This window comes from Kluyvera georgiana ATCC 51603, assembly GCF_001654985.1.
Classification (GTDB): Bacteria; Pseudomonadota; Gammaproteobacteria; order Enterobacterales; family Enterobacteriaceae; genus Kluyvera; species Kluyvera georgiana.
Genome location: NZ_LXEU01000037.1, coordinates 66,026 through 92,887, shown reverse-complemented (window position 1 = coordinate 92,887; position 26,862 = coordinate 66,026). Strand labels below are relative to the sequence as shown.

Here is a 26,862-nt window from a genome sequence, read left to right as displayed (position 1 = left end):
ACTTGCCGTATTCCCCCGCCCTCCAGGAGCAGAGAGAAAAACCGCACGGCGCACACTCGAGGCCCAAGGGCTCCGCGGCGGTTGACTCTCTCCCGAAGAGAGAGTCAGGACGGGGAAATCGTCTTTACAGCAGGTCGCGGAATTTGGTCATTTTCAGCGCCAGCTCAACGCCGCGCACTTCCGCCAGGCCTTTCAGACGACCAATCGCGGAGTAACCCGGGTTGGTTTTCTTCTTCAGATCGTCCAGCATCTGGTGACCGTGGTCAGGACGCATCGGAATCGGACGCAGGTCGCCCGCTTTCTTACGGCGCTGTTCTTCGGTCAAAATCGCGTCAACCACGGCAACCATGTTCACGTCGCCCTGCAGATGCGCGGCCTCGTGGAAGGTTTTCGGGTTGTCTTCACGGCAGGTAGAGCGCAGGTGCGTGAAGTGGATACGGTCGCCGAAGGTTTCAATCATTTTCACCAGGTCGTTATCGGCACGTACGCCGTAAGAACCGGTGCACATGGTAAAACCGTTATTAATGCTGTTAACGGTTTCTTTCAGCCACTGCATATCTTCAATGGTAGAGACAATACGCGGCAGGCCGAGGATCGGGCGCGGCGGATCGTCCGGGTGCACGGCAAGGCGCACGCCAACTTCTTCCGCAACCGGCACAATCGCACGCAGGAACACGGCCATGTTTTCACGCAGCTGATCTTTGCTGATGTGATCGTACTCGGCCAAACGCGCGCGGAACTGGTCAAGGGTATAGCCCTCTTCCGCTCCCGGCAGGCCCGCAATGATGTTACGGGTCAGTTTCGTGACTTCCGCTTCGCTCATCGCGTTGAAATATTCCAGCGCCTGACGCTGTTCTTCCGCGGAGTAATCCGCCTCAGCGCCTTCGCGTTTGAGGATATGCAGCTCGAAGGCCGCAAACGCGATCTGGTCAAAACGCAGCGCTTTAGAGCCGTCTTCCAGGGTGTACTCAAGGTCGGTACGCGTCCAGTCGAGGATCGGCATGAAGTTGTAGCATACGGTGTCGATACCGCATTCCGCCAGGTTGCGGATGCTTTGCTGATAGTTAGCAATCCAGGTCTGGTACTGGCCAGAACCGGTTTTGATATCTTCATGTAACGGAATACTTTCGACGACGGACCAGGTCAGCCCTTTTTCCGCCAACAGCGCCTGACGCGCTTTGATTTCTTCTACCGGCCACACCTGACCGTTCGGGATATGGTGCAATGCCGTGACTACGCCGGTAGCGCCAGCCTGACGCACATCATCAAGAGATACCGGATCGTTCGGGCCGTACCAACGCCAGGTTTGTTCCATTGCCTCACCTCTAAAGTTGTTATACCAATAAAATCGCTGTTAATGACGACTACCATACATGTTTCTGCCGGAGCGTCAAATAATCCGCCTGGATTGATTGATCCAGCTCACACTAACGCGATAAATACGGCACACCAATTCAATTTTCTGTCATATAACTTTACACTGCCGACGTTAATTAATCGTTAATCGGATGTATAGACAATGAAGACAATCGCCTCGTGCACCCTCCCCGCCAACGTGCAGTTACCTCAATATGATAGACAACAGCTGCGTTCGCGAATTGTGCATTTCGGTTTTGGCGCCTTTCACCGCGCGCACCAGGCGCTGTTGACCAACCGGGTACTCAATCAGCACGGCGGCGACTGGGGAATCTGCGAAATCAGCCTGTTCAGCGGCGACCAGCTGATGAGCCAGCTGCGTCAGCAGGATCATCTGTTTACCGTCATGGAGAAAAGTGCGGCGGGTAACCAACCGATTATTATTGGCGCGGTAAAAGAGTGCCTGAACGCCAGGCTCGATTCATTGGCGGCGATCATCGAAAAGTTCTGCGAACCCCAGGTGGCGATTGTCTCTCTGACCATTACCGAAAAAGGCTATTGCATCGATCCGGCCACCGGGCATCTGGATCTGACCCAACCGAGGATCGTCCACGATCTGCAATCGCCTGACGAGCCGCATTCCGCGCCGGGGATCCTTGTCGAGGCGCTGCACCGCCGTCGCGAGCGCGGCCTGCCTGCCTTCACCGTACTCTCCTGCGATAACATTCCCGACAACGGTCACGTGGTGAAAAACGCGGTGCTGGACATGGCCGCTAAACGCGATCCACAGTTGGCAAGCTGGATTGCCGAACATGTCAGCTTCCCCGGCACCATGGTTGACCGTATCGTTCCGGCAGCCACCGACGCGTCGCTGGCGGAAATCACCCGCGAGCTTGGCGTGGAAGACCCATGCGCCATCAGCTGCGAGCCGTTTATTCAGTGGGTCATTGAAGATAACTTCGTCGCTGGGCGTCCGGACTGGGGCAGCGTGGGTGCACAGCTGGTTGACGACGTACTGCCGTGGGAAGAGATGAAGCTACGGATGCTCAACGGCAGCCATTCCTTCCTCGCCTACCTCGGCTATCTGGCGGGCTACGCGCACATCAGCGACTGTATGCAGGACGCTTCCTACCGCCGCGCCGCACGTCACCTGATGATGGCAGAACAAGCGCCGACCCTGCGTATTTCCGGCGTAGATCTGGGCGCCTATGCCGACAGCCTGATCGCGCGTTTCAGCAACCCGGCGCTCCAGCATCGCACCTGGCAAATCGCCATGGACGGCAGTCAGAAGCTGCCGCAGCGCCTGCTCGACGGTATTCGTATTCACCTTAAACAGGGTAGCCGCTGGCCGCTGCTGGCGCTGGGCGTGGCGGCCTGGATGCGCTACGTGAGCGGCGTGGACGATATGGGCAATGCCATTGATATTCGCGATCCGCTGGCCGAGAAAATTCGCGCTATCGTTGAAACCAGCCATGATGAAAACCGCGTGGCGGCCCTGCTGACGCTGCAAGAAATCTTCGGCAGCGACCTGCCCGCCAACCCGCAGTTTGTGCAGGCCGTGGAAGAAGCCTGGCAAAGTCTTGTCCGTGAGGGCGCGCGCCAGGCGGTGCTGACGGCGCTCAACCGTTAACTTTTCCTGCCATCAAGCGGGCCATTTAATCTCAGGCCCGCTTCAGGACTTCTCTTTTGATCCCGTTTTCGCCAGGATAAAGTGATCCAGGTAACACTGTTCTCTTTCATCCCGGAGTTTTCGTGACTAAAACCAATCTGATCACCGGCTTTCTCGGCAGCGGTAAAACTACCTCCATTCTGCACCTGTTGGCCCATAAACCCGCCGATGAAAAATGGGCCGTGCTGGTCAACGAATTTGGCGAGGTGGGCATTGATGGCGCACTGCTGGCCGACAGCGGCGCACTGCTGAAGGAAATTCCCGGTGGCTGCATGTGTTGCGTCAACGGTCTGCCCATGCAGGTCGGCTTAAACACGCTGCTGCGCCAGGGGAAACCGGATCGTCTGCTGATTGAGCCAACCGGCCTGGGCCATCCGAAGCAAATTCTCGATTTGCTCACCGCACCGGTCTATGAGCCATGGATCGATCTGCGAGCCACGCTCTGCGTGATGGACTCACGCCAGTTGCTGGACGAAAAGATCCGGCATAACGAAAATTTCCGCGATCAGCTGGCGTCCGCCGATATTATCGTCAGCAATAAAGCCGACCGCGCCACCGCTGAGAGCCAACGGGCGATGGCAGAATGGTGGCAGCAGAACGGCGGCGAGCGCCTGCGCGTTGACGCGACCCAGGGAAATATCGACGTCGCCCTGCTTGATACTCCTCGCCGCAATCGGGTTGAACTGAAAGCCAGCGCCGCCCACTCTCACTCACATCCCTCGAACAAGGGCCTGGCGGCGTTAAGTCTGCCGGAACATCAGCGCTGGCGTCGTAGCGTGAACCAGGGTCAGGGTTATTATGCCTGCGGCTGGATTTTTGATGCCGATACGACCTTTGACACCATCGGCCTGCTGGAGTGGGCGCGACTCGCCCCGGTTGCCAGACTAAAGGCGGTGATGCGCATTCCTGAAGGCCTGGTGCGTATTAACCGTCAGGGGGCAGACCTGCATATCGAAACGCAAAACGTCGCCCCGCCCGATAGCCGCATTGAACTGATTAACGACGCTGAAAGCGACTGGAATTCACTACAATCGGCGCTGTTGAAACTTCGTTTAGGGTGATACCGCTAAGGTTTGCGCCGAGACTAACTGCGGTGAATATGACGATGCGTACACGTTTTTCCTTAATTTTGTTGCTTAACGCCGCTGGCGTGGCGCTTTTTATGTCGTGGTTCCTGCCGGCGAACCACGGGCTGTGGTCGAGCCTTGATTTGGCGATTTTCCATTTTTTCAACCAGGGACTGAGCGCCGACAATCTCGGCTACGCATGGTTTTTAGCCATCATCAACAACCGCGCCTTTGACGGCTGCTCGCTGCTGGCAATGGGCTGCCTGATGCTGAGTTTCTGGCTGAAAGAGGATAGCAACGGTCGCCGTCGTATTGTCATTATTGGCCTGGTGATGCTGCTGGCGGCGGTGATCGTCAACCAGCTAGCGCAGCACCTGATGCCCGTCACTCGCAGCAGCCCGTCGGTTTCTCTGCCGGGCGTGCACCGCGTCAGTGATTTTATTGCCTTCTCCACCAAAGACGGCTCCCGGGATAGCTTCCCGGGGGATCACGGAATGATGCTGCTGATATTTGCCGCATTTATGTGGCGCTATTTTGGTCGTCGCGCATTTCTTATTTCACTGGTTATTTTTGTGGTTTTTGCCTTCCCAAGGGTCATGATTGGCGCCCATTGGTTTACCGATATCGCCATCGGCTCACTCACCGCCGTTTTGATTGGCGTGCCGTGGGTATTGATGACGCCATTAAGCGATAGAGTCATTGGGCTATTTGAGCGAAATTTACCCTATTTCACCAAACGCAAATCAGGTCATTAAATAACCTTTCCATCTGGCATTCCAAAAAGAGGGCAAACGCCCTCTTTTTATTTTTTATTAACTTCTCAATAACGTCATCTTCCGATCACAATATTCACTCTAATAATGAATGGGTTGCTGATTTTTTACCCGCTAACGCTGAATTTTTACCCATTCACAAATTTTAACTTTGTGTATCACTATTTCTTATAAAAAATCGGCCAAAAGCGCTCGCAATGCCGCTTTCGTTAAGGTAATCTCATTCGCGTTTGTCGTTTCAAAGAGCAATTATTGTTGTCATAAATTAAAGTTTGTGCGCTGCACCACAAAACTGAATTCAAAGAATTGTCTCATTGAATGCGTGTATTTAGTCTCAGACGCGTTTGGCATTTTTTATAACGGCTACGGTCGTTAAGGACTTCAAGGGAAAACAACGAAAATGGTCAAATCTCAGCCGATTTTGAGATATATCTTGCGAGCGATTCCAGCGGTAGCAGTTGCGGTTCTGCTTTCTGCATGTAGTTCAACCAGTAATACCGCAAAGAACATGCATTCTGAGACGCATGCTGTGGGCACCGAAGATGCCTCGTCACTGCAAGCCTCTCAGGATGAATTTGAAAATATGGTGCGTAACCTCGACGTGAAATCACGTTTGATGGATCAATACGCAGGCTGGAAAGGCGTTCGTTATCGTCTGGGTGGCGACACGAAACGCGGTATCGATTGTTCCAGCTTCGTACAGCGCACCTTCCGTGAACAGTTCGGTTTAGAGTTGCCGCGTTCTACCTGGGAACAGCAGGAAACGGGTAAATCCGTTAAACGCAGTCAGCTGCGCACCGGTGATTTAGTGCTGTTCCGTGCCGGTTCTACCGGTCGCCACGTCGGCATCTATATTGGTAATAATCAGTTCGTTCATGCATCCACCAGCAGCGGTGTGACCATTTCCAGCATGAATGAACCTTACTGGAACAAGCGTTACAACGAAGCTCGCCGTGTCCTGAGTCGTTCGTAATGAGGTTTACCGTCGGTTTCCCTTGGCTGACGGTAAGCATAAAAAAAGCACTGCTCCGGCAGTGCTTTTTTTATGCTTCATCAGTATTCTTTTCTTTGAAGTTCCGTAGCATAGAGAAGTTGCATGTTCACTCGTTATTCGTCGATTAACCGCCATATTATCTCTTCCAGCGTTGTCGCTGGCCTGATGATTGCTCTGCTTGCCGGGGTGATCCAGTTTTCTATTTTTCATCATCGTCGCGCGGTACAGTTCGATACCACTATCTCAAGCCTGCAGAACTACCTGAACGGTTATTTTCGCCAAATTCTCGTTACCATGGATTCACTCCAGCCGCTGACCATGAGCCCGTGTGACGATGTGTCATCGGAGCTGACCGCCCGCGCCGCCTTCAGCATGAACGTCCGCGCGTTTTTGCTGGTGAAAGATCATATTGCCTACTGTTCTTCCGCTACCGGACAAATGTCGCTGCCATTAAAAGATTTGGTGCCGGATCTTGACCTGAACAAAACGCACGTCATGGGGATCCTCCCCGGTACGCCGATGATGCCCACCACGCCCGCCTTTGTGCTGTGGGTTAAGAGCCCGCTGCTGGAAAATCGCGGCATCTTCGCCTCGATTAACGCCAATTTAATGCCGTGGGTGCTTTACTCCTCGAAACAAACGCCGTACAACGGCGTGGCGCTGGTGGTGAACGGCAAAACGGCAATCTCGACGTTCAGCAGCAAACCGCTCGCGCTGAGCGATATTACCGACACCGCGGTACGCCATGTGAAGATCAAAGGCGTTCCGCTTGAGGTCTATCTTTATAGCAACGCCTCGGGGACCGATAACTTGCTCTATGCGCTGCTGTTAGGCCTGACCTGCGGTCTGATTGGCGGGCTGCTGTGCTTCTATATCCTGACCATTCGCTCACGACCGGGGAAAGAGATCCTCTCTGCCATCAAGCACCATCAGTTTTATGTGGTTTACCAGCCGGTGGTCGATGCCAAAAATCAGCAGATTGCCGGAGTTGAAGTGCTCATGCGCTGGTCGCATCCGACAGCTGGCAATATTCCCCCTGATGCCTTTATCAGTTTTGCCGAAGCTCAGAATCTGATTGTTCCCCTCACCCAGCATCTGTTCGAACTGATCGCCAGGGATGCCGCAATCCTGAAAGATATTCTGCCGCCCGGCGCGAAGCTGGGGATTAACATCGCCCCAGGGCACCTGCACGCAGAAAGTTTCCAGCAAGATATCCGTAAGCTCGCGGCAAGCCTGCCCGACAACTATTTCCAGCTGGTGCTGGAAATCACCGAACGCGACATGCTCCATCTGGAAAAGGCAATGAGCCTGTTTAGCTGGCTGCGTGGCGAAGGCATTGAGGTGGCGATTGATGACTTCGGAACCGGCCACAGCGCGCTGATTTACCTCGAACGTTTTACCCTCGACTATCTCAAGATCGACCGCGGTTTTGTCAACGCCATTGGCCGGGAGACCATCACTTCCCCGGTGCTGGACGCCGTGCTGACGCTCACTCAGCGGCTGGATATTGTCACGGTTGCCGAAGGCGTGGAAACCGAAGAACAGGCGACCTGGCTGCGTGACCATGGCGTAGATTTTCTGCAGGGTTACCTGATTAGCCGCCCGCTCACGTTGGAAGACCTGACGGCGGAATACCATAAGCCTGCAAAGTATTTCACAATGGAATGATGCTCAATTAAGATTTCATGATAAAAGATGTATTCAATCAAGACGTTTCAATGTGGGGTAGACCTGTCGTGATCCTGCCGCGTATCTGTTTTGCCCTGCTGCTGCTTTGCGTTTTACCCGCGCAGGCGCACACCATCAAAGAGAGCTTCGCTTTTGCCGTCATCGGCGACCCCAAATACGACGTTGATTTTCATCACTTTGATTACGTCAACCCCGCAGCGCCCAAAGGCGGTAACGTCACGCTTGCGGCTATCGGCACCTTCGATAACTTTAACCGCTATGCGCTGCGCGGCAATGCCGCCGTCCGCACTGAATCGTTGTACGACGCGCTGTTCACCACCTCGGACGATGAGCCTGGCAGCTACTATCCGCTGGTGGCCGACCGTGCGCGCTATGCCGACGATTATTCATGGATGGAACTGACGATTAACCCCCGCGCCCGTTTTCACGACGGCAGCCCAATAACCGCCGAAGACGTCGCATTTACCTTCCACAAATTTATGACCGAGGGCGTGCCGCAGTTCCGCCTGATTTACAAAGGCTCGACCGTCAAAGCCATCGCCCCGCTCACCGTGCGTATTGAGCTGGCGAAGCCCGGTAAAGAGGACATGCTCGGGCTGTTTACGCTGCCGATTCTGCCGGAAAAATTCTGGAAAGATCATAAACTCAGCGATCCGCTCAGCACGCCGCCGCTGGCCAGTGGGCCGTACCGCATCAGCAGCTGGAAGATGGGGCAATACATTATCTATTCCCGCGTCAAAAACTACTGGGGCGCCGATTTACCGGTTAACCGCGGGCGCTGGAATTTCGACACGCTGCGCTACGACTACTATCTGGATGATAATGTCGCCTTCGAGGCCTTTAAGGCGGGAGCCTATGACGTGCGCTCCGAGAGCAGCGCCAAAAACTGGGCCACCCGCTATATTGGCAAAAACTTTACCAGCGGTTATATCGTGAAAGATCAGCAAAAGAACGATGCCGCGCAGGATACCCGCTGGCTCGCCTTTAACATCCAGCGACCAGTATTTGCCGACCGTCGGGTGCGTCAGGCGGTCAGCCTGGCGTTTGATTTTGAGTGGATGAACAAAGCGCTGTTCTATAACGCTTACAGCCGCCCCAACAGCTATTTTCAGAACACCGAGTACGCCGCCCGCGGCTATCCTGACGCCGATGAACTGCTCCTGCTCGGGCCACTGAAAAACGAACTGCCGCCGGAGGTCTTCACCTCCATTTATCAACCGCCGACCTCGAACGGCGACGGCTTCGACCGTGAAAATCTGCTGAAGGCAGGACGCCTGCTGGACGAAGCGGGTTGGGTTCTGCAGGGGCAACAGCGGGTCAATGAAAAAACCGGCCAGCCGCTGCGCTTCGAACTGCTGCTGGCCTCCGGCGGAAACGATCAGTGGGTGATGCCGTTCCAGCATAATTTACAGCGGATTGGCGTCAGAATGGACATCCGCCAGGTAGATATCTCCCAGCTCACCAATCGTCTACGTAAGCGCGATTATGACATGATGCCAAGCCTGTGGCGGGCGACGCCGTGGCCCAGCGCGGATTTACAGATCTCCTGGTCGTCGGCCTACATCAACTCTTCGTACAATGCGCCCGGCGTCGCCAACCCGGCGATTGATAGCCTGATCAATCAGATCATCCGCTGGCAGGGCAACAAGCAAAAGCTGGTGCCGCTTGGCCGCGCGCTCGACCGGGTGCTGACCTGGAATAACTATATGTTGCCAATGTGGTATATGTCCGGCAGCCGTACCGCCTACTGGAATAAGTTCTCTTACCCGCCGGTGCATCCGCTCTATTCATCCGGTATTGACGCGCCCGGTTTTGACACCTGGTGGTATGACGTCAACAAAGCAGCCACGCTGCCCGCAGCGCGACGCTAAGGAGAGAATATGGGCGCCTATCTGCTTCGTCGACTGCTGCTGATTATCCCAACCCTATGGGCCATCATCACGCTTAATTTCTTTATTGTGCAGATTGCGCCGGGTGGTCCGGTCGATCAGGCTATCGCGGCAGTCGAGTTCGGCCACCAGGGCAGCCTGCCCGGCGGTGGCGGCGGAATGGGCGGTGGCCAGGCGCGCGCGGGCGTCAGTAATATTGCCGAAAGTCAGTATCGCGGCGGGCGCGGGCTCGACCCGGAGGTGATCGCTGAAATCACCCAACGCTATGGCTTCGACAAGCCGCTACACGAGCGCTATTTCAAGATGCTGGGCGACTACCTGCGTTTCGATTTTGGCAACAGCCTGTTCCGCAACGCCTCGGTGATGCAGTTGATGAAAGAGAGCCTGCCCGTCTCGGTCACATTAGGGCTATGGAGTACCTTGATCATCTATCTGGTCTCTATTCCGCTTGGCATCCGCAAGGCGGTCTATAACGGCAGTCGATTCGATATCTGGAGCAGTACCGGCATTATCATTGGCTACGCCATTCCGGCATTCCTGTTCGCCATCGTGCTGATCGTGTTGTTTGCTGGCGGCAGTTACTACGATATTTTCCCGCTACGCGGGCTGGCCTCGGCCAATTTCGACACCCTGCCGTGGTATCAAAAAATCACTGACTATCTCTGGCATATCACCCTACCGGTGCTGGCGACGGTGATTGGCGGCTTTGCGGCGCTGACCATGCTGACCAAGAACTCGTTTCTCGATGAAATCCGCAAACAGTACGTGGTCACCGCCCGCGCGAAGGGCGTTGGCGAAAACCAGATCTTATGGAAGCACATCTTTCGCAACGCCATGCTGCTGGTGATTGCCGGTTTTCCCGCCACCTTTATCAGTATGTTCTTTACCGGTTCACTGTTAATTGAAGTCATGTTCTCCCTCAACGGGCTGGGGCTGCTGGGCTATGAGGCCACCGTTTCACGCGACTACCCGGTAATGTTCGGCACGCTCTATATCTTCACCCTGATTGGCCTGCTGATGAATATCGTCAGCGATATTAGCTATACGCTGGTCGATCCCCGCATTGATTTTGAGGGCCGCTAACGATGACCCTGAACGCCGTAAATCAGGCGCGCTGGGCGCGCTTTCGCGACAACCGCCGTGGCTACTGGTCGCTGTGGATCTTTCTGGCGATATTTGTGTGCAGCCTGTGCGCCGAGCTTATCGCTAACGACCGCCCGCTGCTGGTGAGCTATCAGGGCAGCCTGTACGTGCCGGTGCTGAAAAACTACGATGAGAAAACCTTTGGCGGCGAATTTGCCACCGCGGCTGATTATCAGGATCCGTGGCTCCAGCAGCAGCTTGAGAATCACGGTTGGGTGCTGTGGGCGCCCGTTCGCTTTGGCGCCAGCAGCATCAACTATGCGAGCAATGTTCCCTTCCCTTCGCCCCCTTCAAGGCAGAACTGGTTGGGCACCGACGCCAATGGTCGCGACGTGATGGCGCGCATTCTCTACGGCACGCGGATCTCGCTGCTCTTCGGCCTGATTCTCACCGTCTGTTCCAGCGTGATGGGCGTGGTGGTCGGCGCAATACAGGGTTACTACGGCGGGCGTATCGATCTCTGGGGGCAACGCGTTATCGAGGTATGGTCGGGGATGCCAACGCTGTTCCTGATTATTCTGCTCTCAAGCGTGGTACAGCCCAACTTCTGGTGGCTACTGGCCATTACCGTGCTGTTCGGCTGGATGTCACTGGTTGGGGTGGTGCGCGCTGAGTTCTTGCGTACCCGCAACTATGACTATATTCGCGCCGCGCAGGCGCTAGGGGTAAGCGATCGCAGCATTATTCTGCGCCACATGCTGCCCAATGCGATGGTGGCTACGCTGACCTTTATTCCGTTTATTCTTTGTAGCTCCATTACTACCCTGACCTCGCTCGATTTTCTCGGCTTTGGTCTGCCGCTTGGTTCGCCGTCGCTGGGCGAATTGTTGTTACAGGGCAAAAACAACCTACAGGCCCCATGGCTTGGGATCGCCGGCTTTCTCTGCGTCGCGGTCCTGCTGTCGCTACTGATTTTTATCGGCGAAGCGGTACGCGATGCCTTCGATCCTTCTAAGGCGGTATAAGATGCAGCAGCCACTTCTGGAAATCGACAACCTCTCTATCGCCTTCCGCCAGCAGGGCATCACCACCACGGTGGTGGAACAGCTATCGCTGTCGCTGAACGCCGGAGAAACCCTGGCGCTGGTCGGTGAGTCCGGTTCAGGAAAAAGCGTGTCGGCGCTCTCCATTTTGCGTCTGCTGCCGGAGCCCCCTGTCACCTATCCTACGGGCGATATCCGTTTTGCGGGCGAGTCGCTGCTTCACGCCAGCCCGCAGACGCTGCGTGGCGTTCGCGGCAACCGCATCGCAATGATTTTCCAGGAGCCGATGGTGTCGCTGAACCCGCTGCACAACCTGGAAAAACAGCTCTACGAGGTGCTGTCGCTACACCGCGGGATGCGTAAAGAGGCGGCACGCGGTGAGATACTCGACTGTCTGGATCGCGTCGGCATCCGTCAGGCGGCAAAGCGACTGGCGGATTACCCGCATCAGCTCTCCGGCGGCGAGCGCCAGCGGGTGATGATCGCCATGGCGCTGCTGACGCGCCCGGAGCTGCTGATTGCTGATGAACCCACCACCGCGCTGGACGTCTCCGTGCAGGCGCAAATCCTTCAGCTACTGCGCGAACTGCGTGTCGAACTGAATATGGGGCTGCTGTTTATCACTCATAACCTGAGCATCGTGCGCAAGCTGGCCGACCGGGTGGCGGTGATGCAGCATGGCCGCTGCGTGGAGCAAAATGCGGCAACGGCGCTGTTTGCCGCGCCTCAGCATCCCTACACTCGTAAACTGCTCGACAGCGAACCGGCGGGCGAGCCTGTTCCTCTGCCGCCCAATGCCGCACCGCTGCTCGAAGTGAACCAGCTCAGCGTGGCGTTTCCCATTCGTAAAGGCATTTTGCGCCGGGTTGTCGATCATAACCGCGTGGTGAAGGAACTCAGCTTTACGCTGCGGGCCGGTGAAACGCTGGGGCTGGTTGGCGAGTCTGGCTCGGGGAAAAGCACTACCGGGCTGGCGCTGCTGCGGCTGATTGCCTCACAGGGGGACATTCGTTTTGCTGGCGAAGCCATTCAGGGACGCGACAGACGGCAGATGCTGCCGCTGCGTCATCGTATTCAGGTGGTGTTCCAGGATCCGAACTCATCGCTTAACCCGCGACTGACGGCGCTGCAGATTATTGAAGAGGGCCTGAAAGTGCACCATCCATCGCTGAGTGCCGCGGAGCGAGAACAGCAGGTTATCCACGTGATGCAGGAAGTGGGGTTAGATCCCGACACCCGCCAGCGCTATCCGTCGGCGTTTTCCGGTGGGCAACGACAGCGTATTGCTATCGCCCGAGCGCTGATCCTCAAACCGCAGCTGATCGTCCTTGACGAACCGACCTCGTCCCTCGATCGCACGGTTCAGGCGCAGATCCTGACGCTACTGAAGGCGTTGCAGGAAAAGCACCGTCTGGCCTATATCTTTATCAGCCACGATCTGCAGGTTGTGCGGTCATTGTGCCATCAGGTGATGGTGTTACGACAGGGAGAGGTTGTCGAGCAGGGTGAGTGTCGGCACGTGTTTGCCGAACCGAAGCAGGCGTATACGCGTCAGCTCATTGCGCTGAGCTGACGGTCAAAACGGGTTGTTGCCGGAAAAGGGTTCGGCAATCGCCACGCCGAAGTTTTTCAGGCGGCAGGTAGCGGCAAACTCGTCCTGACGTTTGACGAACAGGCACGGCTCCCCTTCACACTCCAGCACCGAACAATCAACGGAAATATCCGTCAACGCCTGGCTGAGCGAGTGCATCACCGGCCAGGCGTTATCGCCGTCCGGACTCAGAAGTTTTAGCGCGACCAGCGCGTTGTCGCCCGCCACGCCATTTTGCGGAATCGGTTCAACTTTGGAACCTGCAAAACCCGCAGACCAGCGATAGTCCTGCGGCAGTCGATGTACGATTGAAAGCTGGAATGTCATTACGTTTTTCCCCGGAAGCTACATGGCTTCACAATTATTTCACATCCATATTAACACATTGTTGACAAATCGTCTTGCATCCAGCAAAAAAACGCCTGCATTCAACATTCTTCATACGACATTGTTCGGTGTACTGATGCATTTCCGCGCTATATGTACCCGTAACTGTGATCTAACGCAACCTTTTTATCTACAACAATGTGACTTTTTACATTAATGGATTTTACATAAAAGAAACATTACACCCCAGCGGCAATGGCATTTCTGTTGATATGTATCAACAAAGGGGCGTATTTCGCCCCTACTAAAGGTGTATTAGCGCGCGGTTTTGCGGGGACGGCTGGCGTAGAGATAGAAAAGGATCGAGCAGGAGGCGCAAAGCGCAATGGAAATCAGCATTGGCCAGGCGGTCGTAAAGGTCGCCGTCGACAGCAGCGCACCGACGATTGCGCCAATGCCAAAGCGGAAGGTTCCCGCCAGCGACGATGCCGTACCGGCCATATGCGGAAATTCATCGAGGATCACCGCCATCGCATTGGACGAAACCATTGATACGCAGCCAATAAATGCCGCGATGCCCAGCACCAGCGACCAGAACCCCACGTCCAGCAGCGCGGTCACCACCATCCAGATAGCCATCGCAAACTGAATCAGTAGCCCGGCGCGGAACATCCACAGCGCCCCCACCCGACGCACGAAGCGGCTATTAATGGTGGTCGTAATAAACAGGAAGACAATGTTCAGCGCGAAGTAGTAACCAAAGTGCTGCGGCGAGACATGGTTCAGCTCGATATAGACAAACGGCCCGGCGCTGAGAAACGAGAACATGGCGGCAAAGCTAAAACCGCTCGCCAGCATGTATGACAGCACGCGCTTATGGCGAAATAGCGAGGCGAAGTTGCCGAGCGTGGTGCCCAGACGAAACGACTGGCGCTTGTCGACCGGCAGCGTTTCGTCGATAAAGAAGTAGATCATCGCCGATGCCAGCAGCGCCGCGATCGCCAGAATCCAGAAAATGGCGTGCCAGCTAAACCACACCAGCACCGCGCCGCCGACCATCGGCGCCACCAGCGGCGCGATGGTCGTGACCAGCATGACGAACGACATCATCCGTGAAAACTCTTCTTTCGGATAAATATCGCGCATCAGGGCGTTGATCACCACGCTCGCCGCCGCGGCAGCCAGGCCGTGGAAGAATCGCGTGGTAATCAGATAGTCAATGGAAGGCGCTAACGCGCAGGCCACCGCCGCCGCCGCAAAGATAAGCGTGCCGCCAAGGATGACCGGCTTACGTCCCAGACTGTCGGCCATCGGGCCATACAGCAGCTGTCCAACGGCAAACCCCAGAATATAGGTGCTGAGGGTCATCTGCGCGCTGCCGGCCGGTACGCCGAACTGTGCGGAAATCACCGGCAGCGCCGGAAGGTACATGTCGATCGACAGCGGCATTAACATGGCCAGAAGGCCAAGAATGAAAACAATTTTTAACGACGAGCGCGGCCTGGACGTCACAATCTACCTCTGTTCAGTGGGTTAGCGCATTGGCGCGCCAACGCTGGCGATTTCTTCTGCGGTTAACGGGCGATATTCCCCTGGCTCCAGCTCGGGGTCGAGGATAATCTCACCGATACGCTCACGGTGCAGCCCCACCACATGGTTGCCTACTGCGGCAAACATACGCTTCACCTGGTGATAGCGCCCTTCGCTGATGGTCAAGCGCACTTCGGTCGGCGTCACCACTTCCAGCACGGCAGGCTTAGTCAGATCTTTTTCATTGTGCAGTTGAACGCCTTTCGCGAACTGCGCGGCGGTATCGTCGCTCACCGGGTTTTCCAGCGTCACCAGATAGGTTTTTTCGCAGTGATGGCGCGGCGAGGTGATGCGATGCGACCACTGGCCGTCGTCAGTCATCAATACCAGCCCGGTGGTGTCGATATCTAAACGCCCCGCGGCATGCAGCTTGTACGCAACCGGCTCATCGAGGAAATAGAGCACCGTCGGGTGATCCGGGTCTTCCGTCGAGCAGACGTAGCCCTGAGGCTTGTTCAGCATGAAATAACGCGGGCCGTTCTGCTGGGTCAACGAATTGCCTTCATAGGCCACGTTATGTTCAGGTTGCAGTTTGAAAGCGGTATCGCGTACCACTTCATCATCAACGGTCACATGGTGGCCGCGGATCAGACGCCCGGCAATAGCACGGCTGACGCCGAGTTGCTGAGCGATAAACTTATCAAGTCGCATGAAGTATTTTTAGCCTGTAAAAAGTGCCGGGTGCCGGACGAAGCGTCCGAAAAAAGGGGTAATTACAATCGGTAAGTATAACGGGCTTACCCTGCCACTCAAGTGAAAAGATTCATGGCATACTATTTGTCTGTTAAGGACAATCACAACGCTCATGACTTTTACACTTCGCCCCTATCAACAGGAAGCGGTGGACGCTACGCTGGCCTACTTCCGCCGCCATACGCAGCCTGCGGTTATTGTTCTGCCTACCGGTGCGGGCAAAAGCCTCGTTATCGCCGAACTGGCGCGGCTGGCGCGCGGGCGCGTGCTGGTGCTGGCCCACGTCAAAGAGCTGGTGGCGCAGAACCACGCGAAATATTGCGCGCTGGGGCTGGAGGCCGATATTTATGCGGCCGGGCTACAGCGCAAAGAGAGCCACGGCAAAGTGGTCTTTGGCAGCGTGCAATCCGTCGCCCGCAATCTCGACCATTTCCAGGGGGAGTTTTCGCTGCTGATCGTCGATGAGTGTCATCGTATCAGCGACGATGACGACAGCCAGTACCAGCAAATTCTCAGCCACCTGCAAAAGGTCAACCCGCAGATCCGCCTGCTCGGGCTGACGGCGACGCCGTTTCGTTTGGGTAAAGGCTGGATTTATCAGTTCCATTATCACGGCATGGTGCGCGGCGATGAAAGGGCGCTGTTCCGTGACTGCATCTATGAGCTACCGCTGCGCTATATGATTAAGCACGGCTACCTTACCCCGCCGGAGAGGCTGGATATGCCGGTGGTGCAGTATGATTTCAGCCGCCTGCAGGCCAACAGCAACGGCCTGTTCAGCGAAGCGGATCTCAACCGTGAGCTGAAACAACAGCAGCGTATTACGCCGCACATCATCAGCCAGATTGAAGAGTTCGCCCAGACGCGCAAAGGGGTGATGATCTTTGCCGCCACCGTCGAGCACGCCAGGGAAATTACCGGCCTGCTGCCCGCCGATGACGCCGCCCTGATCACTGGCGAAACGCCAGGGCCACAGCGCGATACGTTAATTGATGCCTTTAAAAATCAGCAGTTCCGCTACCTGGTCAACGTGGCGGTATTGACTACCGGCTTTGATGCCCCACACGTCGACCTGATTGCCATCCTGCGCCCGACCGAATCCATCAGTCTGTATCAGCAGATAATTGGCCGCGGCCTGCGCCTGGCGCCGGGGAAAACCGACTGTCTGATTCTTGATTATGCCGGCAACCCGCACGACCTGTACGCGCCGGAAGTGGGTGCCCCGAAAAGCAAAAGCGACAACGTGCCGGTACAGGTGTTCTGCCCCGGCTGCGGCTTTGCCAACACCTTCTGGGGCAAAACCACCGCCGACGGCACGCTGATTGAACACTTTGGCCGCCGCTGTCAGGGCTGGCTGGAGGACGATGAAGGCCATCGCGAGCAGTGTGACTATCGCTTTCGCTTTAAAAACTGCCCGCAGTGTAACGCCGAAAACGATATTGCCGCCCGCCGCTGTCGCGAGTGCGATACGGTGCTGGTTGACCCGGACGATATGCTGAAGGCCGCGCTGAAGCTCAAAGATGCACTGGTGCTACGCTGTAGCGGCATGGTATTGCAGGACGGGATGGACGAGAAAGGCGGCTGGTTGAAAATCACCTACTACGACGAGGACGGTGCCGACGTGAGCGAGCGTTTCCGCCTGCACACCCCGGCGCAAAAAACGGCGTTTGAGCAGCTATTTATCCGCCCACATACCCGCACGCCCGGCGTGCCGCTACGCTGGATTACGCCTGCCGATATCATCGCCCAGCAGGCGCTGCTGCGCGCACCGGATTTTGTCGTTGCCCGCAAGAAAGGCCCTTACTGGCAGGTTCGTGAAAAAGTGTTCGACTATGAGGGGCGATACCGCCGGGCCAACGAGCTACGTTAATCGCGCGTCTGTTTTACCCACACCAGGTCATCAACCGCGAAGCCCAGGCCACGTGCGATGGTGAGGTAGTTCTGCCGGACCTGCGGCGGCAACGTTGGCGTGCGTGACAGGATCCACAGGTAGTCACGGTTTGGGCCGCTCACCAGCGCGTACTGGTAGTCATCATCCAGCGCAATCACGTTATAGCCGCCGTAGAATGGGCCGAAGAAGGAAACCTTCAGCGCAGCTGTCGTCGGCTTTCCGGTGAAGTAGGCCTTGCCCTCGCTGAGCTTCCACTCTCCCTTTTGCGGGTCGAAGCCGCGGTTGGCGACCGAAATACCGCCATCGGAACGCTTGCCGTAGGTCGCGCTGACCTGCTCAAGCCCTCGCTCAAAGCGGTTTTCCAGGCGAGCAATTTCATACCACTTGCCCAAATAGCGGCTCGCGTCAAAATCACTTATCGGCGTGACCCCTTTTGGCGGCGTCGGCGAACTACAGGCCACCAGCGCCAATGAAATAGCAACACCTGTCACGACGGGCCATAGCTTCATGTTCTCTCCTGTTGAAAGTGATTATCACTTCAGTGTAGAGGATAAACGAAACCGCACGGACAGATTAGGAACATCTCACCGGGCACCCAGGTTCTTGACGCTAGCTGCTGATTTGATGGCGAGGTTTTCATTGCCCGCGCGGGGATTGGAGGCTATAATGCCGCCCGCTTTCACATCCGTGAAGCAGATCATTTGCCTGCTGCTGGGTCGCCTGTAGCAGGATTAATCAAGAGAGCTATTCAATGTTTACTATCGAAGCACAAGTACGTAAAGAGCAGGGTAAGGGTGCGAGCCGCCGCCTGCGCGCAGCTAACAAGTTCCCGGCTATCATTTATGGTGGCGAAGCAGCTCCGGTTGCTATTGAACTGGATCACGACAAGCTGTGGAACCTGCAGAACAACGCTGAATTCTACAGCGAAGTTCTGACCATCGTTGTTGATGGTAAAGAAGAAAAAGTTAAGGCTCAGGCGGTGCAGCGTCACCCGTTCAAGCCGAAACTGGCTCACATCGACTTCGTTCGCGCTTAATCGCCAGCGAGTCTACGTGACGAAAAAACGGCTCCCATCGGGAGCCGTTTTTTTTACTTCTTCGCCGCTTCCCGTACCGTTTTTTCCTTCCCGGTGGCGCTAATCACCTCGTTATTCTGGCTATCCGATAGCGTAATGCCGTTCACCTGCGCAAACTGCCAGGCCTGCCCGGTGTTTTCAAACGTCACATCGGTAAACTGACTGTCGTGCAGGAAGGTGATACTGCTCGCCTGCGTGTTGCGGAACTTCACGCGATGAAACGCAATATTCTGATGATAGGCGTCGCGCGGATAGGCGATCCCGTACGCGGCGGTCATCTCCTCAGCCGTCATCCCGTCCACCAGAATACTCTTTTTCGCCGCCGTGCCGTCGACGGACACATTCTCGACCGTCACGTTGCGAAACTGCGCGGGCTCCGCCGCGGGCGTCGTATCATTCACATCCGCACTGTATTTGATGGTGAAGATAAACGGCTCTTTGGCTAAATCTTTCATCGCGTTGTTGCGGAATACTACATCGCGCGCCCCGCCCCCGTAGTAAGGCCGGCTTTTCATCCGCAGGCCGATATCGGTCAGATACATAACGTTATCTTCTGCGACAATTTTTTCAATCCACGCGCCGGTATGGCTGCCGGTCACCACCGCGCCGTGCGCTTTACGGAAGTAGTTGTTGAAAATCCACGTGCCGCTTTGCGCTTTCTGGCCAAACGTCTCCACGCCTTTGCCGTAGCCCGCCGCGAAGTTCATGCCATCATCGCCGGTATCAAAGAAGTTATTGAATACCAAACCGTTCTGGCTGTTGCCGAGCTCGATGCCGTCGGCGTTGTTACCGTCGAAGGTTTTGTGCGTCAGCGCGTTGAAGGCGATATTCTCCGACTCGAGTACCATGATGCCGTGAAATGCCGGGTTGAGAAGGGTTAATCCCTCCAGATAAAGATGACGCACGCCGCGTAACGTCATCAGGCTGGAGCGGCGGTTTTTATAGGCGCTGTCGCGGTCCATTCCTTCCGCCACCGCCTGTTCGGTCTGGTATTTCGCCAGCACGCCGTCCTCCCCCACCTTCTTCGCGTTGCTGGCGCGGTACTGCGGCAGCGAGTTACCCAGCTCATCCACAATCGACTCCGCGCCGCCGGCCTTTATGCCCCGTGTCCAGCCATTACCATCGATATTCCCTTTACCGACGATCCGAATATTCTGGAAGGTGCCCGCATGCGAGCTGCCGCGGTCATCCCCCTCCAGCGCATTAAGCAACGACGGTGGACGTTTTGGTAGCGGGTTATCGGTATACGGATAGAGATAATAGCCTTTGCTCATCGGGTAGTCCGCCGGGTTATCGGAACCCAGCAGCGTGGCGCCGTCGGCAATATCCAGCGTCATATCGCTATGCAGAAACAGCGCGCCGGTTTTAAATACGCCGTCACGCACGCTGACTTTGCATCCCTGGGGATAGGCTTCGAGGGTACAGCTGTCGATCGCTTTTTGCAGCGCGGCGGTATCCAACGTCTTGCCATCGCCCACCGCGCCAAAGTCTTTCACGTTCACCACGTGCGGCGTTTTGGTTGTTCGTAGCGTAATCGGTGCGCTGTCGGCAGACTCTTTACCGTCCTCATAAACGGCGCGCACGGTGAAACGGTATTCTGTATCCGCTTTCAGGCCATCGGCGGTAAACGTACGCAAATCCACTTTCTGCTGCCAGCCGTCGTCCAGCGTCTGGTAGAAGTTATCGATATAGGGTTTGGCTGGCGAGTAAATGTCCTGGTTATCCCGCGCGCTCCCCATAAAGGTCCCATCGCGATAGATATGATAATCAACCACCTTCTCTGCTTGTGCGAGCGGCTTTTCCCAAACCAGTACCACGTGCCCATCGTCGGCAGACAGTACCGGCGACTGGACGTTCTGCGGCGCTGCCGACGCTGCACGCTGGGCGGCAGCGCTATCGTCGCAGCCGCTCAGCAGGCCTGTAAAGAGTAGCGCTGAAGCCAGCGCGATTCGGGAATGCCTGAAGGTATTGTGCATGTTTTATTTTTCCTCTCAGTTTTCCGCGGCATTTGGCACAAACAACCGCGTTCATGAGCTGCTGTTGTAAAAACAGCTCCCTTTATAAAATCAAAATAATTTTGCATTTAAAATGAAATGCATTTTTATTTATTTTTATGCGAAATAACTGAGAGTCAGGTCAAGATTTAACCTGCATACAAAAGAAGCGATCGCGGATTTGCGAGTGGGGTCACTCACCATGCGCAGAAAGGAAATAGACAAAGCCCGCACGAATGCGGGCTTTAGAGATTAGCTTTTGCCTGATGTCCGGCGTTGTAGCTGATCGCGTAGATTCGGCGGTGTGCCTTTAATGGTCAGCGTATCGGTTGCCGGATCCCAGAAGATACGTTCACCCAGCAACATCGCGTCGAAGTTAATCGTCAACCCACCGCCGCTGCCGGCGAATTTGGTCAACTGACGCAGGGTGCTGCGGTCCGCCGGGAAGCTCTCTGCCAGCTCGTAACCTTTTTCGGCAGTAAACTCGCTGAAGCTAACGTCGCTCACGCCGGACAGCTCTTTCGACAGCGACGCCAGTTCAATCTCTTCACCCGCTTGCAGCTGTTCGTTGCAGTAGGTATACACCTGCTGGCGCACGTTCTGACGCTCGTTTTTATCCAGCTCCGCTTCGGCAGCGAAATCATCCAGCGCCTGCAGCAAACCACGGTTTTGCACCTTGGCGTTTAACCCTTCGCTGGCGCCGAGGAAGTCCATAAAGAAGTCGGCGACTTTGCGGCCCACGCGGCCTTTCAGGAAGGTCAGGTAGCGGGTCGATTCGGGGTTAGTTTCCCACTCGGTGAGATCGATACGCGCCACGATATCCGCGTGGTTGATATCCAGGTAGTGGGTCGCGCTGATATCGAGCTGTTCATTGACGCGCATGCTGCTGAGGTTATTCAGCACCGCCACCAGCAGATACTCTACCGCCAGATAACGGTAGTGGCAGAACAGCACAATACCGCCGTCAGCGAACGGATATTTCGCTAGCTCATCGCGCAGACGCCCCGTTGCCGCGCGGCTGAATGCGAGGAAATCTTCCTCGCCCTGGCGCTGTAGCTTCAAGGTCTGCGCCAGCTCGCTCTCTTCGTTAAACAGGCCGTAGGCTTTATTTTTAGCGCTATACACCCGATGCAGTTCGGCCATCATCTCTTCAACCGGCGCAGTCGGCTCCAACAGCGTGTCGCGCAGCACCACGTCCAGGTTTTGCTCATCGCGTTTGACGAGCTGATGCAAAGCAATCTGGTCGATATCCAGACTCATGTTAAACTCTCCTTTAAGATCGGGTGTATTCAACCATCCCCGATATAACAGTGCAACTCGCATATTACCGAGGTCGCGGCAGTATAATGCGCAAAGGATAACGCGTTACGCCGAAAAAAAGCGGAAAAAATGCTGCTGCTACGGTAATATACTGCCCTTTAATGAACAGACAGATTTCGATTTATGCCACAACAATCCCGCTATAGTGATGAACACGTAGAACAGCTGCTGAGCGAGCTGGCTAACGTGCTGGAACAACATAAGGCTCCGACCGACCTTTCTCTGATGGTGCTGGGCAATATGGTAACCAACCTGATTAATAGCAGCGTAGCTCCGGCTCAGCGCCAGGCTATCGCGCGTTCTTTTGCCCAGGCGCTGCAATCTTCCATTAATAGCGATCCTGCGCACTAAGGGTACAAGCAACAGTTTATGGTGACACATCGTCAGCCTTACCGAGAAAAGGTCTCCCAGATGGTTAGCTGGGGGCACTGGTTCGCCTTGTTCAACATGCTGTTGGCCATGGTGCTCGGTAGCCGCTATCTGTTTGTCGCCGACTGGCCGACGACGCTGGCAGGACGGGTTTTCTCCTACATCAGCCTTGTCGGGCATTTCAGCTTTCTGGTGTTCTCCACCTATCTGCTGATTCTGTTCCCCCTGACCTTTATCGTCATGTCCCAGCGCCTGATGCGCTTCCTGTCCGCCATTCTGGCGACGGCGGGCATGACGCTGTTGATCATCGACAGCGAGGTCTTTACCCGCTTCCACCTGCACCTTAACCCGGTGGTGTGGGAGCTGGTCATCAACCCCGATCAAAATGAGACGGCTCGCGACTGGCAGTTAATGTTTATCAGCGTGCCGGTCATTCTGCTCGTCGAAATGCTGTTTGCGACCTGGAGCTGGCAGAAGCTGCGCAGTCTGACGCGTCGTCGTCACTACGCACGCCCGGTTGCCTGGTTTTTCTTTGCCTCATTTATCGCGTCGCACGTGATGTATATCTGGGCGGATGCCAACTTCTATCGCCCGATCACCATGCAGCGCGCCAACCTGCCGCTCTCCTATCCGATGACGGCCCGCCGCTTCCTGGAGAAACACGGCCTGCTCGATGCGCAGGATTATCAGCGCCGCCTGGTAGAGCAAGGCGATCCTGAAGCGGTCACCGTACAGTACCCGCTCAGCGAGCTACGCTATCGCGATATGGGTGCCGGGCAGAATGTCCTGCTGATTACCGTCGATGGCCTGAACTATTCGCGCTTCGAGCAGCAGATGCCGTCGCTGGCACGCTTTGCCAACGATAACGTCAACTTTACCCAGCATATGAGCGCCGGTAACACTGCCGATAGCGGTATCTTTGGCCTGTTCTACGGCATCTCGCCTGGTTATATGGACGGCGTGCTCGCCGCGCGTGTGCCAGCGGCGCTCATCAGCGCCCTCAACCAGCAGGGATATCAGCTGGGGCTGTTCTCTTCGGACGGCTTCGAAAGCCCGATTTATCGCCAGGCGCTGCTGTCCGACTTCTCCCTGCCGCCGGGCAAATCACAGGATGATACCCAGACGGCGAGCCAGTGGATTAACTGGCTGACCAACAATGCGCAGGATGAAACGCGCTGGTTCTCTTGGGTGTCGTTTAACGGCACGAACGTCAGCAACGCCCAGGCCAGTGACCGTCAGTACGGCCGCGCCGCCGCGCAGGTCGATGAGCAAATCGGCCGCGTGCTGGATGCCCTGCGCGATTCAGGCAAGCTGAAGAATACGGTAGTGATTATTACCGCGGGTCACGGCGTGCCGCTCAGCGGGGAGAAAAACAGCTTCAACTGGTCGCGCGCCCAGCTACAGGTACCGCTGGTCATCCACTGGCCTGGTACCCCGGCCCAGCGTATCGACCTACTGACCGACCATAAAGATGTGATGACCACGCTAATGCAGCGCCTGCTGCACGTTGGCACCCCAGCCAATGAGTACTCGCAGGGTCAGGATCTGTTCAGCGCGAACCGACGTCATAACTGGGTCACTGCGGCGGATAGCAGCACGCTGGCGATCACCACGCCGACCATCACCGTGGTGCTCGATCATAACGGTCACTACAAAACATGGACCGCCGAGGGCGACCGGATACGTGACCAGAAAGCCCAGCTCAGTTTACTGCTGCAGGTGCTGACCGAGGAAAAACGTTTCATCGCTAACTAATTGATTAATTATGAATCAATCAGTGGGTTACCTGCTTGCAATCGGCGGTAAAAGCGGTAGTATCTTCCCATGCGTCGGCACGTAGCGCAGCCTGGTAGCGCACCGTCATGGGGTGTCGGGGGTCGGAGGTTCAAATCCTCTCGTGCCGACCAAATCATTACGAAAACCAGCCTTTTGGCTGGTTTTTTTATGCCTGAATTTTACCTATCCCCCTATCCCCTCCCTTGCACATTTCTCATCGAAAAGCGTAAAAAAGATATAGCCCGTATTTCAGTAGAATCATTAAATACAAAAACCGCAAAAATACAGATAGAAAAACCAGATTAAAACAATATATCAATATATAGAACTATTCCTAATGCAAAATACAGTAAAACACGATTACCATTCACGTCAGGAATGCTATTCTCCCTTCGTTGCAAACTGATAAAAAGGATGAACAGTGAAAAAATCACATAAGCTTGCCGCTTCATTACTCGCCATCGCCTGCGCTTCCAGCAGCGCCTGGGCTACAGAACAGCCGCTGGAGAAGGTCGCCCCTTACCCGCAGGCTGAGAAAGGTATGAAGCGTCTGGTGATTCAGTTACCGGCGCAGAAGGATGAGTCGGCCTATAAGGTAGAGTTATTGATTGGTAAAACGCTGGAGGTTGACTGTAACCATCAGCGTCTGGGCGCCGAGCTGGAAAGCAAAACGCTGGAAGGCTGGGGCTATGACTACTATGTGGTAGAGAAAGTCAGCGGCCCGATGTCAACGATGATGGCTTGTCCTGACCAGAAAAAGACCAGGAAATTCATCACCGCCTCGCTGGGTGACGATGGCATGCTGCGCTACAACAGCAAGCTGCCAATCGTCGTCTATACCCCGGAAAACGTGGAAGTCAGATACCGCGTATGGGAAGCACAGGAAACGGTGCATAACGCCGAAGTGCGTTAATAAAAAAACCGGCGATTATGCCGGTTTTTTTCTGCCTGCGAATAGGGCTTACAGCGCGATATCTGCAATCTCTTTCACCGGGACAGCCTTTGGCGTCGCCTGAACCGACGGAACCGGATCGGCGTCACGCGGCGCTTCATGACGCAGACCCAGTACTTCACTGGTGTAGGCCAGCGTTCGCTCAATCAGATGCGGATTTTCGGTCAGCGTTGAGCCATAGGTTGGCACCACGGCACGAATCTTCGTCTGCCATTCGGCAGTTTGCATCTTATCCTTAAACACTTTTTCCATCAGTTCCAGCATGATAGGCGCTGCGGTAGACGCACCAGGCGATGCCCCCAGCAGCGCGGCAACGGTGCCTTCATCGTCGCTCACCACTTCCGTACCCAAACGCAGCACGCCGCCAATACGGGCATCGCGCTTAATAATTTGTACGCGCTGGCCTGCCTGCCACAGACGCCAGTCCTGTTTTTTCGCCATCGGGTAGTAGGCGCGCAGCGCAGCATGACGATCTTTATCTTTCTGCAGCACCTGGCTCACCAGATATTTGACCAGATCGAAGTTATCCAGACCCACGTTAAGCATCGGCAAAATGTTGGATTTGTTGGTGGACGCCAGCAGGTCCCACAGCGAACCATTTTTCAGGAAGCGCGTGGAGAAAGTGGCGAACGGCCCAAACAGCACCACGCGTTTACCGTCAATGATACGCGTATCGATATGCGGTACCGACATCGGCGGCGCACCCACGGAGGCCTGGCCATAGACTTTCGCCAGATGGTGATTCACCACTTCCGGGTTTTCGCACACCAGGAACTGACCGCCAACCGGGAAGCCCGCATACTCTTTTGCCTGCGGGATTTTGGTTTGTTGCAGCAGCTTCAGCGCCGCGCCGCCCGCGCCAATAAAGATAAACTTCGCTTTAATCGTGCGCTTTTCATGGCTATTGTTGGCGTCGGAAACCGTCACGCTCCAGCTGTTATCCGCGTTACGACGGAAACGGCGGACCACGGTGTTTAACTGGAGCGAAAAACCCTCACGCTTTTTCAGCGCATTAATTAGCTGACGGGTGATCTCGCCGTAGTTTACGTCGGTGCCGGCCTCAGTACGGGTGGCGGCAATTTTCTGCTGCGGATCGCGCCCTTCCATCACCAGCGGCGCCCATGCTTTGATCTGCTCGTGGTCTTCGGAATAGCGCATGCCGTTAAACAGCGGGCTCTTCTGCAATGCACGGTAGCGGGCGCGCAGGAAGTTGACGTTGTCATCGCCCCACACAAAGCTCATGTGCGGCACGGTGTTGATAAAGCTTTTCGGCTGCGTCAGCACGCCGCGTGTCACCTGATGCGCCCAGAACTGACGAGAAATCTGGAATGCTTCGTTAATATCAATGGCTTTTTCGATGCTGACAGAGCCGTCAGCTTTCTGCGGTGTGTAGTTCAGTTCCATCAGCGCCGAGTGCCCGGTACCGGCATTGTTCCAGCCGTTTGAACTCTCTTCCGCAACGCTGTCCATTTGCTCAACCATGGTAATCGACCAGTTTGGTTCAAGCTCCTGCAGCCACGTACCCAGCGTAGCGCTCATAATTCCGCCACCGATCAGCAATACATCCGTCTCGTGAACCGCACGAGCCTTCGCCTTATTCGCCACAGAAGTCTTCTCGGTACCCGATTTCTGTGAGTTGGGTACAGCTATCTTTTTTTTCATCGTAGGGGGCCTTACTTGACTGTCGAGTTGTTACACGCAGGTAAAAACATCCGTACGGT

22 protein-coding genes and 1 tRNA gene are annotated in these 26,862 nt (G+C 55.6%); 15 read left to right on the top strand and 8 right to left on the bottom strand.

Annotated features, from left to right (window positions below; all coding sequences use genetic code 11):
- Positions 1 to 124 precede the first annotated feature (124 nt).
- Entirely contained in the window at positions 125 to 1,315 is a 1,191-nt protein-coding gene (uxuA, locus tag M989_RS08005; RefSeq protein WP_064544069.1) for a mannonate dehydratase, read from the bottom strand.
- Between the two features lie 204 nt (positions 1,316 to 1,519).
- Between uxuA and M989_RS08000 the strand changes: the two genes are divergently transcribed.
- From M989_RS08000 to yejF, 9 genes are all read left to right on the top strand, one after another.
- Complete coding sequence (locus M989_RS08000; RefSeq protein WP_064544067.1) at positions 1,520 to 2,986, top strand: mannitol dehydrogenase family protein; 1,467 nt, start codon at positions 1,520 to 1,522, stop codon at positions 2,984 to 2,986.
- Between the two features lie 122 nt (positions 2,987 to 3,108).
- On the top strand, positions 3,109 to 4,086 hold the full coding sequence (locus M989_RS07995; RefSeq protein ID WP_064544064.1) for a CobW family GTP-binding protein: 978 nt from the start codon (positions 3,109 to 3,111) through the stop codon (positions 4,084 to 4,086).
- 44 nt (positions 4,087 to 4,130) lie between these two features.
- Positions 4,131 to 4,847, top strand: a complete 717-nt coding sequence (locus M989_RS07990; protein ID WP_064544076.1) for a phosphatase PAP2 family protein — start codon at positions 4,131 to 4,133, stop codon at positions 4,845 to 4,847.
- Between the two features lie 418 nt (positions 4,848 to 5,265).
- Positions 5,266 to 5,838: a bifunctional murein DD-endopeptidase/murein LD-carboxypeptidase gene (gene mepS, locus M989_RS07985; RefSeq protein ID WP_064544062.1), complete on the top strand. Its 573-nt coding sequence runs from the start codon at positions 5,266 to 5,268 to the stop codon at positions 5,836 to 5,838.
- Positions 5,839 to 5,961: 123 nt separating this feature from the next.
- A complete protein-coding gene (locus tag M989_RS07980; protein ID WP_064544061.1) occupies positions 5,962 to 7,527 on the top strand; it encodes a cyclic di-GMP phosphodiesterase in 1,566 nt (521 codons plus the stop codon).
- 50 nt (positions 7,528 to 7,577) lie between these two features.
- Positions 7,578 to 9,419 carry an extracellular solute-binding protein gene (locus tag M989_RS07975; RefSeq protein WP_083965132.1) on the top strand — a complete coding sequence of 614 codons (1,842 nt, stop codon included), beginning with the start codon at positions 7,578 to 7,580 and terminating at the stop codon, positions 9,417 to 9,419.
- Between the two features lie 9 nt (positions 9,420 to 9,428).
- Positions 9,429 to 10,520, top strand: a complete 1,092-nt coding sequence (locus M989_RS07970; RefSeq protein WP_064544055.1) for a microcin C ABC transporter permease YejB — start codon at positions 9,429 to 9,431, stop codon at positions 10,518 to 10,520.
- Between the two features lie 2 nt (positions 10,521 to 10,522).
- Entirely contained in the window at positions 10,523 to 11,545 is a 1,023-nt protein-coding gene (locus tag M989_RS07965) for a microcin C ABC transporter permease (RefSeq protein ID WP_064544053.1), read from the top strand.
- Position 11,546: 1 nt separating this feature from the next.
- Positions 11,547 to 13,136, top strand: a complete 1,590-nt coding sequence (gene yejF, locus M989_RS07960) for a microcin C ABC transporter ATP-binding protein YejF (RefSeq protein WP_064544051.1) — start codon at positions 11,547 to 11,549, stop codon at positions 13,134 to 13,136.
- Between the two features lie 3 nt (positions 13,137 to 13,139).
- On the opposite strand, the gene M989_RS07955 is transcribed toward yejF, so the two are convergent.
- From M989_RS07955 to rsuA, 3 genes are all read right to left on the bottom strand, one after another.
- Positions 13,140 to 13,481 carry a YejG family protein gene (locus M989_RS07955; RefSeq protein WP_064544049.1) on the bottom strand — a complete coding sequence of 114 codons (342 nt, stop codon included), beginning with the start codon at positions 13,479 to 13,481 and terminating at the stop codon, positions 13,140 to 13,142.
- A gap of 315 nt (positions 13,482 to 13,796) precedes the next feature.
- Positions 13,797 to 14,993, bottom strand: a complete 1,197-nt coding sequence (locus M989_RS07950) for a Bcr/CflA family multidrug efflux MFS transporter (protein ID WP_064544047.1) — start codon at positions 14,991 to 14,993, stop codon at positions 13,797 to 13,799.
- A gap of 21 nt (positions 14,994 to 15,014) precedes the next feature.
- Entirely contained in the window at positions 15,015 to 15,722 is a 708-nt protein-coding gene (rsuA, locus tag M989_RS07945; RefSeq protein WP_064544045.1) for a 16S rRNA pseudouridine(516) synthase RsuA, read from the bottom strand.
- 154 nt (positions 15,723 to 15,876) lie between these two features.
- On the opposite strand from rsuA, the gene radD reads away from it, so the two are divergent.
- Positions 15,877 to 17,634, top strand: a complete 1,758-nt coding sequence (gene radD / locus M989_RS07940) for a DNA repair helicase RadD (protein WP_064544042.1) — start codon at positions 15,877 to 15,879, stop codon at positions 17,632 to 17,634.
- On the opposite strand, the gene M989_RS07935 is transcribed toward radD, so the two are convergent.
- Positions 17,631 to 18,164, bottom strand: a complete 534-nt coding sequence (locus tag M989_RS07935) for a lipocalin family protein (protein ID WP_064544040.1) — start codon at positions 18,162 to 18,164, stop codon at positions 17,631 to 17,633. The two genes, radD and M989_RS07935, sit on opposite strands and share 4 nt — an antisense overlap.
- Positions 18,165 to 18,406: 242 nt before the next feature.
- Here M989_RS07935 and rplY point away from each other — a divergent pair, with 242 nt between their 5' ends.
- Complete coding sequence (gene rplY / locus M989_RS07930; RefSeq protein WP_064544038.1) at positions 18,407 to 18,691, top strand: 50S ribosomal protein L25; 285 nt, start codon at positions 18,407 to 18,409, stop codon at positions 18,689 to 18,691.
- A 53-nt stretch (positions 18,692 to 18,744) separates the two neighbouring features.
- Here the strand turns inward: rplY and M989_RS07925 are convergent, their stop codons facing one another.
- Positions 18,745 to 20,706, bottom strand: coding sequence for a glycosyl hydrolase family 28 protein (locus M989_RS07925; RefSeq protein ID WP_064544036.1), 1,962 nt, complete (start codon positions 20,704 to 20,706; stop codon positions 18,745 to 18,747).
- Positions 20,707 to 20,976: 270 nt separating this feature from the next.
- Positions 20,977 to 21,984, bottom strand: a complete 1,008-nt coding sequence (yejK, locus tag M989_RS07920) for a nucleoid-associated protein YejK (protein ID WP_064544034.1) — start codon at positions 21,982 to 21,984, stop codon at positions 20,977 to 20,979.
- Positions 21,985 to 22,167: 183 nt separating this feature from the next.
- On the opposite strand from yejK, the gene M989_RS07915 reads away from it, so the two are divergent.
- The 4 genes from M989_RS07915 (at position 22,168) to eco (ending at position 25,102) form a co-directional block, all read left to right on the top strand.
- A complete protein-coding gene (locus M989_RS07915; protein WP_064544031.1) occupies positions 22,168 to 22,395 on the top strand; it encodes a YejL family protein in 228 nt (75 codons plus the stop codon).
- An 18-nt stretch (positions 22,396 to 22,413) separates the two neighbouring features.
- Positions 22,414 to 24,168, top strand: a complete 1,755-nt coding sequence (yejM, locus tag M989_RS07910) for an LPS biosynthesis-modulating metalloenzyme YejM (protein WP_064544030.1) — start codon at positions 22,414 to 22,416, stop codon at positions 24,166 to 24,168.
- Between the two features lie 75 nt (positions 24,169 to 24,243).
- Positions 24,244 to 24,320: transfer RNA gene (locus M989_RS07905), tRNA-Pro, on the top strand.
- Positions 24,321 to 24,610: 290 nt separating this feature from the next.
- Positions 24,611 to 25,102, top strand: coding sequence for a serine protease inhibitor ecotin (gene eco / locus M989_RS07900; protein WP_064544028.1), 492 nt, complete (start codon positions 24,611 to 24,613; stop codon positions 25,100 to 25,102).
- Positions 25,103 to 25,150: 48 nt separating this feature from the next.
- Here the strand turns inward: eco and mqo are convergent, their stop codons facing one another.
- Positions 25,151 to 26,803, bottom strand: coding sequence for a malate dehydrogenase (quinone) (gene mqo / locus M989_RS07895; RefSeq protein WP_064544025.1), 1,653 nt, complete (start codon positions 26,801 to 26,803; stop codon positions 25,151 to 25,153).
- Positions 26,804 to 26,862: the final 59 nt, after the last annotated feature.